Genomic DNA, 16,138 nt, shown 5'->3' with positions numbered 1-16,138 from the left:
CGGCCCGTCATCGAAGGCTCAGCACTCGATGACGTTGACGGCGAGTCCTCCTCGGCTCGTCTCCTTGTACTTCGTCTTCATGTCGAGGCCTGTCTGGCGCATCGTCTCGATGACGGTGTCGAGCGAGACGATGTGGCTGCCGTCGCCGTGCAGGGCGAGGCGCGCCGCGGAGACGGCCGTGGACGATGCGATGGCATTGCGCTCGATGCACGGCACCTGCACGAGGCCGCCGACCGGATCGCAGGTGAGGCCGAGGTGGTGCTCGATGGCGATCTCGGCCGCGTTCTCGATCTGCTGCGGAGTGCCGCCGAGCACGGCGCAGAGGGCCCCGGACGCCATGGCGCAGGCAGAGCCGACCTCCGCCTGGCAGCCGCCCTCCGCACCCGAGATCGATGCGTTCGCCTTCACGAGCGAGCCGATCACGGCGGCCGTGAGCAGGAAGTCGCGGATGCCCTCCTGCGACGCGGACGGAGTGAAGCGGAGGTAGTAGTGCGCGACGGCGGGGATGATGCCCGCCGCGCCATTGGTCGGCGCCGTGACCACCCGGCCGCCCGAGGCGTTCTCCTCGTTCACGGCCAGGGCGAAGGCGTGCAGCCACTCGGTGGTGGTGTCGCGTCGGGCGGTGTCGCCGCTCTGCTCGTAAGCCTCGAGCTGCGCGCGCACGGCCGAGGCGCGGCGCTTGACGCCGAGGCCTCCGGGAAGCACGCCCTCGGCGGCGAGGCCGGCGGCCACGCACTGCAGCATCGACGACCAGATGAGATCGAGCCCGGCGTCGAGCACCTCGGCTCCGTGCATCGCCTCTTCGTTCGCCCGGGCGATCTGCGCGATGCTCAAGCCCGTCTGCTCGCAGAGAGCCAGAAGCATCGCCGAGGAGGAGAACGGATACGGCTGGGCCATGGTTCCCGAGAGCACGGGCGCGGCCTCCTCGCCCTCGCGGCGGATGAAGCCACCGCCGACGGAGTAGTAGGTCTCCTCGGCGACGGGGAGGACGTCCGCCGCTCCCCAGGCCTGCAGGGTCATCGCGTTCGGATGCGCCGGCAGCCGCGTGAACGGAGCGAAGGAGATGTCGTCGCGGGCGAAGTCGATCTCGTGGGTGCCGTTGACCGCGATGCGCGAATCGCGCCAGCTTCCGTGCACGGCCTCGGGATCGCAGGTCTCGGGGAGGAGCCCGGCGAGCCCGGCGACGATGGCGTCGGGTGTGCCGTGGCCGATGCCGGTCGCGCCGAGTGAGCCGTAGAGCGTGCAGGTGATACGCGTCACGCGATCGAGTGCGCCAGACGACAAGAGGGAGTCGGCGAAGTGCAGTGCGGCCCGCATCGGGCCCACCGTGTGGGAACTGGAGGGGCCGATCCCGATCGAGAAGAGGTCGAGGGCCGAGACGTACGCTGTCACTCCTCCAACTTACGCCGTGTTGCGGATGCCGCCCTCTCCGTGCGCGAGTGAGCAGCTGTGAGCGGGTGTAAGCAGCCTGTGATCGCCGTGAAAGCGGGCTGTCGCACCATCGAGTCATGACACATTCAGCACCCACCAGCGATTGGGCCGTCGAGGCCGATTCCCTGGTCAAGACCTTCGGTACCAACCGTGCCGTCGACGGAGTGGACCTCCGCGTCGCGACGGGCACCGTCTACGGCGTGCTCGGCCCCAATGGCGCCGGCAAGACCACCACGATCAGCATGCTCGCCACCCTGCTCCGCCCTGACGGCGGCAGCGCCCGCATCTTCGGACACGACGTGCAGCGCGAGTCGCAGGTCGTCCGTCAGCTCATCGGCGTCACGGGCCAGTACGCCTCCGTCGACGAGACCCTGTCGGCCACCGAGAACCTCTACCTGTTCTCGCGCCTCCACGGCTTGAGCGGTGCGGCATCACGACGCAAGTCCACCGAGCTCCTCGAGGAGTTCGGGCTCACGGATGCCGCGAGGCGACCGCTCAAGAACTTCTCGGGAGGCATGCGCCGGCGCCTCGACCTGGCAGCCAGCCTGATCTCGCAACCGCCGCTCATCTTCCTCGACGAGCCGACCACCGGGCTCGACCCTCGCACCCGCATCCAGATGTGGGAGACCATCCGCCGGCTGGTGTCCTCCGGCTCGACCGTGCTGCTCACCACGCAGTACCTCGACGAGGCCGACCAGCTGGCCGACCGCATCGCCGTCATCGACCGCGGTCGCGTCGTCGCTGAGGGCACGGCGAACGAACTCAAGGCGTCGGTCGGCGAATCCACGCTCGAGCTCAGGCTCGCGAGCCCGACGGATGCCGACGACGTGCGCGTCGCCATCCAGCGCGTCCTCGGAGTCGCAGCCACGGTCTCGCCCGAGGCCGGCCGCATCACCGCCCCCATGAACAACCCCGATCTCGTCGCCGAACTGCTCGTGACGCTCCGCGACGAGGGCATCCACCTCGCAGAGATGAGCGTGCAGAAGCCGACACTCGACGAGGTATTCCTCACCCTCACCGGTCACGGCGTCGAATCCGACGACTCCGAAGCCGCTGCAGACGCCGAGCTCGAAGGGAGCCGCGCATGACCACCACAACGCTTTCCCCGAAGGCGACCACCGCGTCGCCGATCACACCGGGTGCGCAGCGCACCCTGAAGAACCGGGTCTCGATTCCCGAGACCATCTCCCACACCGTCACGATGGCCTATCGCGGGCTGTTGAAGATCCGGCGCACGCCCGAGCAGCTCTTCGACGTGACCCTGCAGCCGATCATCTTCACGCTGATGTTCACCTACATCTTCGGCGGTGCCATCGCGGGCGATGTGGCGAGCTACCTGCCGATCATCATCCCCGGCATCCTGGTGCAGACGGTGATCACCACCTCGGTCGTGACCGGCGTGCAGTTGCGGGAGGACATGGACAAGGGAGTGTTCGACAGGTTCCGCTCCCTCCCGATCGCCCGCATAGCGCCGCTCTCGGGTGCGCTGCTCGCCGACACCGTGCGCTACCTCATCGCCACGACGCTCACCATCACGATGGGCTTCATCATGGGACTGCGTCCTGAGGGCGGCGCCGGTGGCGTCGTCGGCGGAGCCCTCCTGGTGATCGTCTGCTCGTGGGCCATCAGCTGGATCTTCGCCTTCTTCGGGGTGATCGCGCGTACCGCGTCGAGCGTGCAGGGCATCTCGATGCTCGTGCTGTTCCCGTTGACGTTCCTCTCGAACGCCTTCGTCCCGGCGGACACCATGCCCGACTGGCTGCAGTGGTTCGTGAACATCAATCCGGTGTCGCATCTCGTCACGGCGGTGCGCGAACTGTTCGACACCGGAACGTTCGGAGGCGACGCCTGGATCTCCCTGCTCGGCGCAGCCGTGATCGTCGCGGTGTTCGCACCGCTCACCGTGAAGGCGTACATGGCCAAGGCCTGACCTCCCGCCCCGTCTCCCGTCTCCGTCGCCGAGTCGCCCGTCTTCGTCGCCATCCCGCCCTTCGGGGCCCGTCGTGGCGACGAAGACGGGCGACTCGGCGGTTCTACGCCGCGGGGACGGGGAGGGCCATCAGCTCGTAGGCGCGGGCGGCGCGGCCGTCGAGCGTGAGGCCGGCGGCGGCATCCTGGGCAGCGCGGACTGCGCCATCGCCGAACCGTCGCCGGGCGGCCTCGAGGTGGGGTGCGAGCTGCAGTGCGGGGAGGTCCTGGCGCGCGTGCAGCGCCTCGGCGAGGGCGAACAACTCGAGGCCGCGTCCGGCGAGGCCGGGCTGCGTCATCGCCCACGCCGACCATCCGAGCACGGATGCCGCGAGCACGGGCTTGTCGACGTAGTCGGGCCGGGCGCGGTGCAACGCGAGGATCCTCGCACGCAGGCGGGCGGCCCAGCGGGCGATGTCCGCTGCGTCCTGGTCGCCGTCGATGACGGCGGAGGAGACCCGCGCAGACAACGTCATGTAGAACCAGGGCGAGGCCCGTGACGCCGGGGTCGCGAAGGACGCGATCGCCCGGAGGTAGCGTTCTGCGGCATCCGCCGACCGTCCCTCGATCCGCGCGAGCTCGGCATGCCCGAACTCGCCCACCGACACCATCTCGAGGCCGTCGTCGATGGTGAGCTCGTTCGTGACCATGTCGTCGAAGAGGGTGCGGGCGTCGTCGAGCCGACCGAGGGCGAGCAGGCTGCCGCCGAGGATCCAGTTGATCTGCTGGAGGTCCTGCACGACCTCGAGCTGCTCCATGCCGGCGCGGGCTCGATCGACCCACACGAGCACCTCCTCGGCGTGAGCGGACTGGCTGGCCAGCTGCGCGAGCGACATGGCCGCCATCGACCCGATCCAGACGTCGCCCGAGGTCTGAGACAGCTCGTAGGCGCGCCGGGCCGCGATGCGCGCGGCCTCGGGATCGCCGTCGTTCTCCGCGATCTGCGCCGAGATGATGCTGCCGATCAGGGCGGACGGAACGTCGTGGGATGCCGCCATCCCGGCGAGGAGGTCTGACGCGCGGTGCATGTCGGGGAACGCGAGCAGGAAGCCCGCCGTCGCGGTGAGCCACGGCTGGAGGTCGGCTCCACTCGTCGTAACCGCGCGGAGGCGCGACCTCGCCCTGAAGCCCTCACGGTTGCCGATGACGAAGTTGGTGCCTGTCAGCATGATGTACGCGAACGCGGCGGCATTCGCGTGCTTCGCATCGGGACGGTGACCGGCGGTGGCGTCGAGCACCGCCGTGGTGAAGGAGAACACCTCGGTGTGGGCGCCGCGCACGCTCCAGTAGTAGCCGAGCAGGGCGAAGACGCTCAGCACGACGCGTCCGTCGCGGAGCGCGATGGCTTCGCGCAGCACGGCGACCAGGTTGTCCTGTTCCACGGCCACGTGGTGGAACATGGCGACCTGTCGGGCGCCCATCGCATCGCCCATGGCCCGAGTGCTGAACGCCTCAGCCCAGGAGAAGACGGCGTCACGAGCCGACGCCGTGTCGTCTGCATCGGCGAGGGCGACCTGGCCGAACTCGCGCACGGTCTCGAGCATGCGGTAGCGCGGTTGTCCCGTGACGGCGTCGTCGCTGACGGCGAGCAACGACTGGATGACGAGGGCGTCGAGGAGGTCGGCGGCATCCTCGCCCGTCACCTGCACCGCAGCCTCGAGACCGAAGCCGTCGACGAAGAGCGACAGTCGCCGGAGCGCCCGCTGCTCCTGCGGTCTCAGCAGCGTCCAGCTCCACTCGATGACGGCCTGCAGGGTGCGATGCCGCTCGGGAGCGGATCTGTCGCCACTGGTGAGCAACGCGAAACGGTTCTCGAGCCGCGACTCGATCTGCTCGACCGACATCGATCGCACCCGGGCGGCTGCCAGCTCGATGGCGAGAGGCAGGCCGTCCAGACGTGTGCAGAGCCGAGCGACGGCGTCGGGCGGCAGGGCGACCGATGGCCGGGCGGCGCGAGCGCGCTCGGTGAACAGGCGCACCGCCGGCCCCGGCTCGCCGGATGCATCCCGGGCCGGCAGCGACTCGAGTGCGTAGACCTGCTCGGCGCCGATCAGCAGCGGGCTGCGACTCGTGGCGAGCACCCGCAGGCGCGGCAGGGAGGCGAGCAGCTCCGCCACCCAGAGGGCGGCGCCGTCGACCACCTGTTCGCAGTTGTCGACGATGAGCAGGGTCGGGCGCTCGCCGAGCTGGGCGATGATGCGCTCGCGCACGTCGGGGCGCGGCGCGGCGTCGACGAGCTTCTGGCCGGGGGAGAGCTCCCGGATGCCGAGGGTCGAGGCGAGCGCCAGGGTGACGTCGGCATCCGTCCGCACGCTCGCGAGTTCGACGAAGACGACGCCGGGGGAGGCCGAGCGTGCTCCGAGCTCCTGGGCCAGTCGGGTCTTGCCGAGGCCCCCGGCTCCGAGCACGGTGACGAGGCGCGCACGGTCGAGCAGCCGCTGCACGGCCTCGATGTCGTGCTCCCGCCCGAGAAGCTCGTTCGGAGCGGCACGCAGACCGATGCGCACGCGGGTGTCCCGCCCCGGGCTCGGAGCGGAATCGTCCTGGAGCAGCTGTGTGTTGACGGCGACCAGTTCCGGAGACGGTGACGATCCGAACTCCTCGCGCAGCAGCGTGCGGAAGGCGGCGAAGGCCGCGATGGCCTCCTGGCGCCTTCCCGCTGCCGCCAGCGCGCGCAGGTGCGTCAGGTGCAGGCTCTCGTCGAACGGATGCGCCTTGGCCAGTTTCTCCAGCTCGCGCAGAGCCCGTTCCGGCTCGCCGGCGTCGACGAGGCAGCGCGCTCGGAGATCGAGCAGGCCGTCACGGGTCGAGGCGGCATCCTCGATCAGCGCGTCGCGCACGGGGGAGTCCGGGAGGTCGGTACCGGGTTCACCGCGCCAGAGGGCGAGCGCCCGGTCGAGATGGGCGACGGCTGCCGCGGGGTCGGCGGTGGCCACCAGCGTCGCCTGGCGCCCGAGCAGCCGCGCCTGTCCGGAGTCGGTCTGCTCGTCGGAGACGGCCAGGGCGTAGCCCCGGGCCGTCGACACGACGAGGCCGTCGGCGGCCACGGCGCGCAGCCTCGAGACGAGGGTCTGGAGGGCCGCCTTGGCGTTCCTCGGCGGAACATCGCCCCACAGTTCGTCGGTGATCGTCTCGACGCTCACCGGGCTGCCGGCCGGGCGCCCCGTCTCCCCTGCGAGCACCGCGACGAGTGCCCTCGCCATGGCTCCTGGCGGCTCGATCGGAGTGCCATCGCGACCCTCGACGAGCACGGGTCCGAGAACCGCGACCCGCGGTGTCTCAGCGAGGGCTTTCAGCACTCTGCCGAGCTTAGTTGCCGACCCCTCTAACGCCCGACCGCTGCCCGGCGACTCGAGATCTGACCGGTGTCGAAGCCGAGCAGGTGCAGGCCGCCACCGAAGCGGGCGTGCTCGACCTTGATGCAGCGATCCATGACCACGGTGAGGCCCCGGGCCTCGCCGTAGTAGGCCGCATCCTGGTTCCAGATGCCCAGTTGGACCCAGATGGTCTTGGCGCCGACCGCGACGACATCGTCGATGACGCTCGGGATGTCGCTGCCGCGTCGGAAGACCACGACGATGTCGGGCACCTCGGGCAACGAGGCCAGGTCGGGGTAGGCCTTCTCTCCCAGGATCTCGGTGGCGTTCGGGTTCACGAAGTAGAGCTTGTAGTCGCTCGACTGCTGCAGGTAGGTGCCCACGAAGAAGCTGGAGCGGGCGGGGTTGGGGGAGGCGCCGACGATGGCGACGGTCTTGGCGCCGCGCAGGATGCGCAGGCGCTCCTTCGCGTCGGGTCCGACCCACGTGCGCTGCGATTTCAGCAGCTTCGCGAGCGGCGAGTCCGCCGGGAGGTCGCAGCTCAGCCCGTTCACGAGGCGAACCGTCTCGGTGTCGTTGGCGTCGGATGCTTCGACGACTGTGCTCATCACTTGCCCTCCGTGGCGCTGGTCAATGCCTGGTCCAGATCGTAGATGATGTCCTCGACATCCTCGATGCCGACGCTGATGCGCACGATGCCGGGTAGCACGCCGGCGTCGACGAGCTGCTGCTCGCTCAGCTGGGCGTGGGTGGTCGACGCGGGGTGGATGATCAGCGTCTTCGCGTCGCCGATGTTGGCCACGTGGCTGGCGAGATCGACGCCCTCGATGAGCTTCTGGCCGACCGGGCGGCCGCCCTTGACCTCGAAGCTGAAGACGGAACCGGGGCCCTTCGGCAGGTACTTGAGGGCACGGTCGTGGTGCGGATGGGCATCAAGGCCCGCCCAGTTGACCGCCTCGATGCGCGGGTCGGCGTCGAGCCACTCGGCAACGACCCGAGCGTTGTCGACGTGCGCCTGCACCCTGTACGGCAGCGTCTCGACACCCTGCGCCAGCTGGAACGCGGCCTGGGCCGAGAGTGAGGGGCCGATGTCGCGCAGCTGTTCCGCACGCAGTCTCGTCAGGAAGGCGTACTCGCCGAAATTGCCGGACCACTCCAGCCCGCCGTAGCTCGGAACGGGCTGCCCGAACAGCGGGAACTTCTCGGAATGCCAGGAGAAGCGGCCGCTCTCGACGACGACGCCGCCCAGTGTGGTGCCGTGGCCGCCCAGGAACTTCGTGGCGGAATGAGTGACGACATCCGCTCCCCACTCGATCGGGCGGTTGAGGTACGGGGTCGCGATGGTCGAGTCGACGATGAACGGGATGCCGTGGGCGTGAGCGACGTCGGCGAGGCCCTCGAGGTCGGCGATCTCGCCCGAGGGGTTGGCGATGGTCTCGGCGAACAGCACCTTGGTCTTGTCGGTGATGGCCGCGGCGTAGTCGGCCGGGTCCGAGGACTGCACGAAGGTGGTCTCGACTCCGAAGCGGCGCAGCGTCACGTCCAACTGGGTGATCGAACCGCCGTAGAGGTTGGCCGAGGCGACGATGTGGTCGCCGGCGCCCACGAGGCTCGCGAAGGTGATGTACTGCGCCGAGAGACCGGATGCCGTCGCCACGGCGCCGAGCCCGCCCTCGAGGCTGGCCACCCGCTCCTCGAAGCTGGCGACCGTCGGGTTGGCGAGGCGCGAGTAGATGTTGCCGTACTTCTGCAGGGCGAATCGTGCTGCGGCGTCCGAGGTGTCGTCGAAGACGAAGGCCGTGGACTGGTAGATGGGCAGGGCCCTGGCTCCCGTCACTGCGTCGGGGATGTTGCCTGCGTGGATTGCACGCGTCTTGAAGCCGTACTCGCGATCTGCCATGCGGCAACGCTACCCGTGCCGGCCGGCGGGGCATGGGGAGCGGCGTAACGCGCCGAAACGCATACGATCGAATGCAGTGACCGCGCCAGAACACGCCCCAGCCGCCCAGCGACGTCGCTTCGTCGACCTCGCACCCCTGAAGGAGTCTCCCGCCTTCGCCAGGCTGTGGATCGGAGCCGCGGTGTCCGGCATCGGAGCCCAGCTCACCATCGTGGCCGTCGGTCTGCAGATCTACGACATCACGGCCTCCACTCTGGCCGTCGCACTCGTCGGCGGCATCGCGCTGCTCCCGATGATCGTGGCCGGCCTCTGGGGCGGCATGCTCGCCGACGCCTTCGACCGTCGCATGGTGCTGATCGTGTCGGCCGTTGCCGGGTGGATCGCGACGATCGCCCTCGTCGCGCTGTCGGCGACGGATGCTGTGCTCGCGGCATCCGGAACCCGGATCGAGGTCTGGCCGTTCTACGTCTTCACGACACTCAACGCGGTGGCGGCGACCATCACCAGCGCGACGCGGTTCTCGGTCTACCCGCGCATCCTGCCGGAGCACCTGGTGTCGCGCGCCAGCGCCCTCAACGGCATCTCGTCCGGGCTCCAGCTGACGCTCGGTCCCGCGCTCGCCGGAGTGCTCGTCGCCGTGGCCGGGTTCCCGATCACCTTCGCCGTCGACGCCGTCCTGTTCACGGCCGGGTTCCTCGGCATCCTGTCGCTGCCGAAGCTCCTGCCCCTCACCCAGACCGTGCGGCCGGGCCTGCAGTCGCTGCGCGACGGCTACGCGTTCCTGCGGCGGGCGCCGAACATCAGGATGAGCTTCCTCGTCGACATCGTGGCGATGTCGTTCGGCCGACCGTTCGTGCTGTTGCCTGCCGTCGGAGCGGTGGTGATCGGCGGAGGACCTGTGACCGTCGGCATCCTCACGGCCGCCGCCGCCGTCGGCACCTTCGCGACCGGGCTGTTCAGCGGACCCGTGGCCCACGTGCACCGGTACGGCGTGGCCATCGGGCGGGCGATCACGGTCTACGGAGCCTTCATCCTTCTGTTCGGCCTCGTGATCGCTGCGATGCAGACGGGCTGGTTCGGCCCCGTCGGCCCCGATCTGTCGCAGGTGAACTGGGTGGCACTCGCCATCGCCGGTGTGGCGCTCGCCGGCACCGGCGCATCCGACGAGGTCAGCGCCATCTTCCGTTCGACCATCCTCCTCACGGCAGCGCCCGACGAGATGCGCGGGCGCCTGCAGGGCGTCTTCACCGTCGTCGTGACAGGGGGACCACGCATCGGCGACCTCTATGCCGGCATCCTCGCGTCGCTGGTGGCTCTGTGGTTCCCGCCCGTGCTCGGCGGTCTGCTCATCATGGCGCTCATCGGCGTGCTGCTTCGGCTGACCCCGAGCTTCCGCGCCTACGACGCCCGCACGCCGACGCTGTAGCGCTCCGGCGGGCGGTGTGGGGTCGACCCCGGCGGATGACGGCTCGCGGCGCGGGTAGATTCGATCCATGCAATCCATCACTCCGGCCGAGCTCTCCGCCCTCGACACCGTCGGCTCGATCATCGACGTGCGCGAGGTGGACGAGGTGGCGGCCGTGCGCATCGCCGGGTCGGTCAACATCCCGATGAGCGCGTTCATGGAGCGACTCCAGGAGGTTCCGCTCGATGAGACGGTCTACGTCCTGTGCGCGGTCGGAGGTCGAAGCTCCCAGGTGGCGAACTACCTCGACCAGCGCGGCTACGACGTCGTGAACGTCGACGGCGGCATCGTCGGATGGGAACGTGCCGGCCTGGCCGTCGAGCGCGGACCGGTCGCATGATCCTCGAGCACGTCGTACTGCCCGTGCGGCCCGGGCGCGAGAGCGAGTTCGAGTCCGCGTTCGCCGAGGCGCGCACCATCATCGAACGGATGCCGGGCTTCCAGAGGCTGTCGTTGTCGCGCGGGGTCGAGTCGCCCAGCTCGTACCTGCTGCTCGTGCACTGGGATTCGGTGGAGGCGCACGAGGTCGGCTTCCGCGGCTCGGAGGCATACGGTCGGTGGGCGCAGCTGCTGCATCCGTTCTACGACCCGTTCCCGGTGGTCGAGCACTTCGCCGAGGTGCACAGAGCCTGATCAGGCACCGTTGCTAGCCTGAGACGAGGTCGCAGAGCACGCGACCCCGGACGAGGGATCAGTACCCGGAGCGCGACAAGACTGGCCACAGGAGTGGATCAGTCATGGCATGGATCGTTCTCATCGTCTCGGGCGTCCTCGAAGCCGTCTGGGCAACGGCCCTCGGCAGATCCGAGGGCTTCACGAAGCTCTGGCCGTCCGTCGTCTTCGGTGTCTCGCTCGTCGCCAGCATGGGTGGACTCGCCCTGGCCATGCGCAGCATCCCCATCGGAACGGCCTACGCCGTCTGGGTCGGCATCGGAGCCGCCCTCACCGTGGGGTGGTCGATGATCTCGGGCGACACCTCGGTCTCGTGGGTGAAGCTCGCGCTCATCATCGGGCTCGTCGGCTGCGTCGTCGGGCTGAAGCTGGTCGACCACTGAGCCCAGCCGGCCGGAGGAGAACAGGCCGGGTGCGGAGAGCAGGCCGGATCAACGAGAACAGGCCGGATCGGCCTGTTCCCGAGGGAACGAACCGATCCGGCCTGTCGTCAGGTCGCGCCGAGCTAGTGCGTGCGGAAGCGCGCCGTCATCGGGCAGTCGAAGGGGTCGCGAGCGGCGAGCCCGACCTTGTTCAGGTAGTCGACGACGATGGCGTAGCTCTGCACCAGACCGGTCTCGGTGTAGAGGATGTTGTGGTCGCGGCAGTACTCGCGCACGATCTCGCCGGCCTTCGCGAGGTGCGGGCGGGGCATGTTCGGGAACAGGTGGTGCTCGATCTGGTAGTTCAGGCCACCCATGAAGGTGAGCATGCGCCAGTCACCGCGGATGTTGCGTGAGGTGAGCACCTGACGACGCAGGAAGTCGACCTTGCTGTCGTGGGCGAGCTGCGGCATGCCCTTGTGGTTGGGGGCGAAGGAGGCACCCATGTAGACGCCGAAGACGGCGAGCTGCACACCGATGAAGGCGAAGGCCATGCCGAGCGGCAGGAAGAAGAAGATGACGGCGACGTAGGCGGCCAGGCGGGTGACGATCATCGAGATCTCGACCCAGCGCTTGTCGACCTTGCCGCGGCCCATGACCGTGCGCAGTCCGTGGAAGTGGAGGTTCAGGCCCTCGAGCATGAGGAGCGGGAAGAAGAACCAGCCCTGCTTGCGCGTGACGAGGGCCTGCAGACGGCCCACCTTGGCGGCCTCGGCCGGCTGGAAGACGATGAAGTCGTTGTCGATGTCGGGGTCCTTGCCCACGACATTCGGGTTGGCGTGGTGACGCGAGTGCTTGGTCATCCACCACGAGTAGCTGATGCCGACGAAGGCGTTCGCGAGGATGCGGCCGGCCGTGTCGTTCGCCTTGCCGGACTCGAACACCTGGCGGTGGGATGCCTCGTGGGCGAGGAACGCGAACTGCGTGAGGATGATGCCGAGGGCACCGGCCATGAGCAACTGGTACCACGTGTCGCCGAGAAGGATGAAGCCGGTGACGGCGCCGCCCAGAGCGGCGAGCAGGATGCCGAAGACCATCCAGTAGAAGCCGGTGCGACGACGCAGGAGTCCGAGGTTGCGCACGGTATGCAGCAGGGCCGAGTACTCGGTGGTCGGGTTGGAGCGGTCTCCGCCGGGCTTCGTGCGGATGATCCGGACCCCGGAGGAGGGTGCGGCGATTACTTCTGACACATCACTGCCTTCGATCGGTGTGACTTCCCAGTCGAATTGATGAGGCAGGTGCCGCGCATCGCGGGTGGATCACCGGCGATCGGATGCTGTTCAGCGTAGGGGAGAAGGCTGGGTATTGGCCGGTTATTTCAGCGGATCACATGCCGTGGCGAGCATATGTCACTTGATAGAAGAGCCCTTCCGGCATGGGTCATGACGGCAGCAGAACGGCTCCGTAGGCGAGCCCGGCGATGAGCCCCCACGAGGTCAGTCCGACCACCAGGGCACGCCATCCCGTCCTGGCCAGGGTGGCGATGCGGATGGACGCTCCGAGCGCGAACAGCGCCATGGCCAGGAGCGCCGTCTGCACGACGTCGGCGGCTCCGAGGACGGCATCCGGAATCGTCAGGAACGAGTTCGCCAGCACGGCCGCGAGGAACCCCACGATGAAGAGCGGTACGACCGCCGGACGCGGTCCGGATGCCTCGGCGGTGCGTCGACGCTCGACGACGGCGGTGACGGCGACCATGGGGGCGAGCAGGAGCACCCGGGTGAGCTTCACGACCACCGCGACCGCGAGCGCGGCGGGGCCGGCGATCTGCGCTGTGGCGACGACCTGGCCGACATCGTGCACCCCGGCACCGACCCAGTGTCCGAACTGCAGGTCGCTGAGTCCGAGCGGATGCCACAGGGCCGGGAGCACGGCGATGGCGAGGGTTCCGCACAGCGTCACCAGAGCGATGGGGGTGGCCTGTTCGTCGTCGCGGGCCTTGACGACGCCCCCCATGGCGCCGATGGCCGATGCCCCGCAGATGGAGAAGCCGCTGGCGACCAGCAGCGGCTGGTGGCCGGGCAGTCCGAGCGCGCGTCCGAGCCAGAGGGTGCCGAGGAAGGTCAGGACGACGATGAGAACCGTCGTCGCGATGGTGATGGCCCCGAGCCCGGCGATGTCCCCGAGGCTGAGTTTGAGGCCGAGCAGCACGATTCCGATGCGGAGCAGGCGACGCGCCGCGACCTTGAGGCCGGGCGCGAGGGTACCGTCGAGCGCCGCGCGGAACGCCGGCAGTTGCCCGACCAGGATTCCGAGCGCCACGGATGCCGTCAGCAGCGGGAGGGCGGGCAGGAGCGCGTGCACGCCCCACGCCAGAAGAGCGGCCGCTCCGGCGATGGACAGGCCGGGCAGCAGGCGGGCGACCACGCTAGCGCCAGCTCGGCAGCCAGATGTGCAGCTGCCAGTACCAGAACGGTATGCGCTCGCCGGTCCACAGCGGCCAGAAGAAGATCGACACCAGTACGGCGACGCCGAGGAACGCCGCCACGACGCCGATGCCGCGCTGTCGTCGCCAGGTCGGGTCGTCCCGTCGACCGAGGATGAGCGCCAGCACCGCCGTCAAGGCGAGGATCAGGTAGGGCTCGAACGCGATCGTGTAGAACTGGAACACGGTGCGCCCGGAGTAGAGCAGCCAGGGCAGGTATCCGGCGGCGATGCCCATGAGGATCAGTCCGACGCGCCACTCGCGGTAGCGAGCGAGCCTGTAGACGAGGTAGAGCACGGCAGCGGTCGCCGCCCACCAGATGATCGGGTTGCCGATCGACGTGATGGCATCAGAGCACGCGTCGGTGGGGCATCCGTTCTCCGAGGTGGTGCCGAGGTAGTACATGCTCGTCGGTCGGATCATGAACAACCAGGTGAAGGGATTGGCCTGGTACGGATGCGGCGTGGCCAGCGAGATGTTCCACTGATAGGCGGCCGCCTCGTAGTGCCAGAAGCTCTGCAGCGAGCGGGGAACCCAGGCCAGGGCGCCGGTCCAGGCGTTGCCCGGCTCGTCCGCCCAGTTCCTGTAGTAGCCGGTGGCCGTGACGAACCAGCCGGTCCAGGCGACGAAGTAGGTGACGACGGCCACGGGGACCATGAGCAGGAACGACACCGGACCCTGCTTGAGCACAGCGCTGGTCGCCCAGAAGGCGACGCCGGCGCGCCGTCGGGCCAGCATGTCGACCACGATCACGTAGAGGCCGAAGCCGGCCAGGAAGTAGAGACCAGACCATTTGACGCTGGCGGCCAGGCCGAAGGCGAGGCCAGCGGCCAGCAGCCAGGGTCGCCACCAGAGGGCTGGGCCCCAGCTGCCGGTGTCGGGGTTCCCGGTGCTCTCGCGCTTCCGCTGCATCCAGGCGGCCAGCCGGTTCTCGTTCCACCCCCGGTCGAGCAGGATGGCGCCGAAGCCGAGCAGGGCGAAGAACATGATCGAGTTGTCGAGGATGGCCACCCGCGACATGACGATCGCGTGGCCGTCGATCGCGAACAGGAACCCGGCGATCACGCCGATCAGGGTGGAGCCGCGGAACAGCCGGCGCGCGATGACGGTGATGAGGAACACGGCGAGGATGCCGACGACCGCGGTGCCGATGCGCCAGCCGAAGCTGTCGCCGGCGCCGAAGACCGCCAGTCCCAGGGCGATGATCCACTTGCCGAGCGGCGGATGCACCACGTAGGAGCCGTCGGGATTGTAGATGTCGGTGTTGCCCGCGTTGAACTGCGCGTCGGCGTCATCGGGCCAGGTGCTCTCGACGCCGTTGCGCAGCAGCGTGTACGCGTCCTTCACGTAGAAGGTCTCGTCGAAGACGAGGCTGTGCGGGTGGCCGAGGTTCCAGAGCCGCAGCACCGCCGCCAGCAGGGTCACCGCGAGCGGACCGCCCCAGTACCAGAGGCGCAGTCGTGCGGGGGTGGAGAGCACGCGCGCCCACCAGGCGTCGAGGCGCGTGCCGCGCTCGAGTTCCCGCTCGTCGCGCTCCACGGCGTCGACCTCGTCGGTGTCCTGCACATCGACCTCACCGGTGTCCTGCACGCCGGCGGAGCCGTCGATGAGGTCGTCCATGGCGGGTCTCGGGGCGTCGACACTCATGGCGCAATGCTAAACGAGCGCGGCGGCGCCGCAGACACCGGGGGTGCGAGAGACTGGGGGCATGATCATCCTGGCCGGAACTCCCATCGGCAATCTCGGTGACGCGTCGGCCAGGCTCATCGAGGCCCTCGCAACCGCCCAGGTGATCGCCGCCGAGGACACCCGCGTCACGCAGCGACTGCTGGCGGCACTGCACATCGAGAACAGACCGCGCCTCATCCCGCTGCACGACCACAACGAGCGCCTGAAGGCGGCTGAGCTCGTCGAGCTCGGCCGCGAGGCCGACCTGCTCGTGCTGAGCGATGCAGGCATGCCGACGGTCTCGGATCCCGGATTCCATCTCGTCGAGACCGCGGCAGCGGCCGGCGTGCAGGTCACTGTCATCCCCGGTCCGAGCGCCGTGCTCGCTGCGCTCGCCGTCTCGGGACTGCCGACCGACCGCTTCACCTTCGAGGGCTTCCTGCCGCGCAAGCACGGAGATCGCACCTCGACGTTCCGTGAACTGGTCGACGAGCGCCGCACCATGGTGTTCTTCGAGTCGCCGAACCGACTGGCCGCAGCCCTCACCGACCTCGCGGCCGTGTTCGGAGACGACCGCACCGTCGTCGTGTGCCGTGAGCTCACCAAGTTCTACGAGGAGGTCCGTCGCGGATCGGCCTCGGAGCTCGCCGCGTGGGCAGCCGACGGAGTGAAGGGGGAGATCTGCATCGTCGTGGCCGGTGCGCCGAAACGGGTGCACAGTCTCGAGGACGGCATCCGTCAGGTCCAGGCGCTGGTCGCCGGTGGAGAGCGGATGAAGGACGCGACGGCATCCGTCGCCCTCTCGACGGGCCTCGGGAAGCGCGAGCTCTACGAGGGTGCTCTCGCAGCTCGCTAACCAGGTTAGTGACT

14 protein-coding genes and 1 riboswitch are annotated in these 16,138 nt (G+C 69.0%); of the genes, 7 read left to right on the top strand and 7 right to left on the bottom strand.

From position 1 onward, the window contains the following. Positions 1-18: 18 nt before the first annotated feature. Positions 19-1,392 (bottom strand): L-serine ammonia-lyase, encoded by a 1,374-nt coding sequence (locus ASC59_RS07095; RefSeq protein WP_055820065.1) that lies wholly within the window; start codon positions 1,390-1,392, stop codon positions 19-21. A gap of 116 nt (positions 1,393-1,508) precedes the next feature. Between ASC59_RS07095 and ASC59_RS07090 the strand changes: the two genes are divergently transcribed. Both ASC59_RS07090 and ASC59_RS07085 read left to right on the top strand, forming a co-directional pair. Continuing rightward, positions 1,509-2,519, top strand: a complete 1,011-nt coding sequence (locus ASC59_RS07090) for an ATP-binding cassette domain-containing protein (protein ID WP_055820060.1) — start codon at positions 1,509-1,511, stop codon at positions 2,517-2,519. Continuing rightward, positions 2,516-3,361 (top strand): ABC transporter permease, encoded by an 846-nt coding sequence (locus ASC59_RS07085; RefSeq protein WP_055820058.1) that lies wholly within the window; start codon positions 2,516-2,518, stop codon positions 3,359-3,361. The genes ASC59_RS07090 and ASC59_RS07085 overlap by 4 nt, the downstream gene beginning before the upstream one ends. Before the next feature lie 103 nt (positions 3,362-3,464). On the opposite strand, the gene ASC59_RS07080 is transcribed toward ASC59_RS07085, so the two are convergent. From ASC59_RS07080 to ASC59_RS07070, 3 genes are read right to left on the bottom strand one after another with little or no spacing between them, the layout of a single operon-like run. Further along, positions 3,465-6,698: an ATP-binding protein gene (locus ASC59_RS07080; protein ID WP_055820056.1), complete on the bottom strand. Its 3,234-nt coding sequence runs from the start codon at positions 6,696-6,698 to the stop codon at positions 3,465-3,467. Positions 6,699-6,724: 26 nt separating this feature from the next. Further along, positions 6,725-7,324, bottom strand: a complete 600-nt coding sequence (locus ASC59_RS07075; protein WP_055820054.1) for a CoA-binding protein — start codon at positions 7,322-7,324, stop codon at positions 6,725-6,727. After that, positions 7,324-8,616, bottom strand: coding sequence for an O-acetylhomoserine aminocarboxypropyltransferase/cysteine synthase family protein (locus ASC59_RS07070; RefSeq protein WP_055820052.1), 1,293 nt, complete (start codon positions 8,614-8,616; stop codon positions 7,324-7,326). Before ASC59_RS07070 ends, ASC59_RS07075 begins: the two co-directional genes overlap by 1 nt. A 76-nt stretch (positions 8,617-8,692) precedes the next feature. Between ASC59_RS07070 and ASC59_RS07065 the strand changes: the two genes are divergently transcribed. The 4 genes from ASC59_RS07065 to ASC59_RS07050 all read left to right on the top strand — a co-directional run bounded on the left by ASC59_RS07065 (position 8,693) and on the right by ASC59_RS07050 (position 11,136). After that, positions 8,693-10,042, top strand: a complete 1,350-nt coding sequence (locus ASC59_RS07065; protein WP_235492604.1) for an MFS transporter — start codon at positions 8,693-8,695, stop codon at positions 10,040-10,042. A 67-nt stretch (positions 10,043-10,109) separates the two neighbouring features. Beyond that, on the top strand, positions 10,110-10,421 hold the full coding sequence (locus ASC59_RS07060; RefSeq protein ID WP_055820048.1) for a rhodanese-like domain-containing protein: 312 nt from the start codon (positions 10,110-10,112) through the stop codon (positions 10,419-10,421). Next, positions 10,418-10,714 carry an antibiotic biosynthesis monooxygenase family protein gene (locus tag ASC59_RS07055; protein WP_055820046.1) on the top strand — a complete coding sequence of 99 codons (297 nt, stop codon included), beginning with the start codon at positions 10,418-10,420 and terminating at the stop codon, positions 10,712-10,714. The genes ASC59_RS07060 and ASC59_RS07055 overlap by 4 nt, the downstream gene beginning before the upstream one ends. Before the next feature lie 23 nt (positions 10,715-10,737). Next, positions 10,738-10,804, top strand: a riboswitch (guanidine-III (ykkC-III) riboswitch). A gap of 14 nt (positions 10,805-10,818) precedes the next feature. Next, entirely contained in the window at positions 10,819-11,136 is a 318-nt protein-coding gene (locus tag ASC59_RS07050) for a DMT family transporter (RefSeq protein WP_055820043.1), read from the top strand. Positions 11,137-11,258: 122 nt separating this feature from the next. Here the strand turns inward: ASC59_RS07050 and ASC59_RS07045 are convergent, their stop codons facing one another. The 3 genes from ASC59_RS07045 to ASC59_RS07035 all read right to left on the bottom strand — a co-directional run bounded on the left by ASC59_RS07045 (position 11,259) and on the right by ASC59_RS07035 (position 15,247). After that, the gene (locus ASC59_RS07045; RefSeq protein ID WP_235492603.1) at positions 11,259-12,365 is read right to left on the bottom strand and encodes a fatty acid desaturase family protein; all 1,107 of its coding nucleotides are present in this window, start codon (positions 12,363-12,365) and stop codon (positions 11,259-11,261) included. Between the two features lie 190 nt (positions 12,366-12,555). Continuing rightward, positions 12,556-13,542, bottom strand: coding sequence for a YeiH family protein (locus tag ASC59_RS07040; protein ID WP_055820038.1), 987 nt, complete (start codon positions 13,540-13,542; stop codon positions 12,556-12,558). A 1-nt stretch (position 13,543) separates the two neighbouring features. Continuing rightward, positions 13,544-15,247 (bottom strand): dolichyl-phosphate-mannose--protein mannosyltransferase, encoded by a 1,704-nt coding sequence (locus tag ASC59_RS07035; protein WP_200942347.1) that lies wholly within the window; start codon positions 15,245-15,247, stop codon positions 13,544-13,546. 61 nt (positions 15,248-15,308) lie between these two features. Between ASC59_RS07035 and rsmI the strand changes: the two genes are divergently transcribed. Further along, positions 15,309-16,124, top strand: a complete 816-nt coding sequence (gene rsmI / locus ASC59_RS07030; RefSeq protein WP_055820035.1) for a 16S rRNA (cytidine(1402)-2'-O)-methyltransferase — start codon at positions 15,309-15,311, stop codon at positions 16,122-16,124. Positions 16,125-16,138 lie beyond the last annotated feature (14 nt).

It is taken from the genome of Leifsonia sp. Root1293 (genome assembly GCF_001425325.1).
In the GTDB taxonomy this organism is placed as follows: domain Bacteria; phylum Actinomycetota; class Actinomycetes; order Actinomycetales; family Microbacteriaceae; genus Orlajensenia.
The sequence above is the reverse complement of the archived record's forward strand: the minus strand, read 5'-3'. Positions and strand labels throughout refer to the sequence as shown.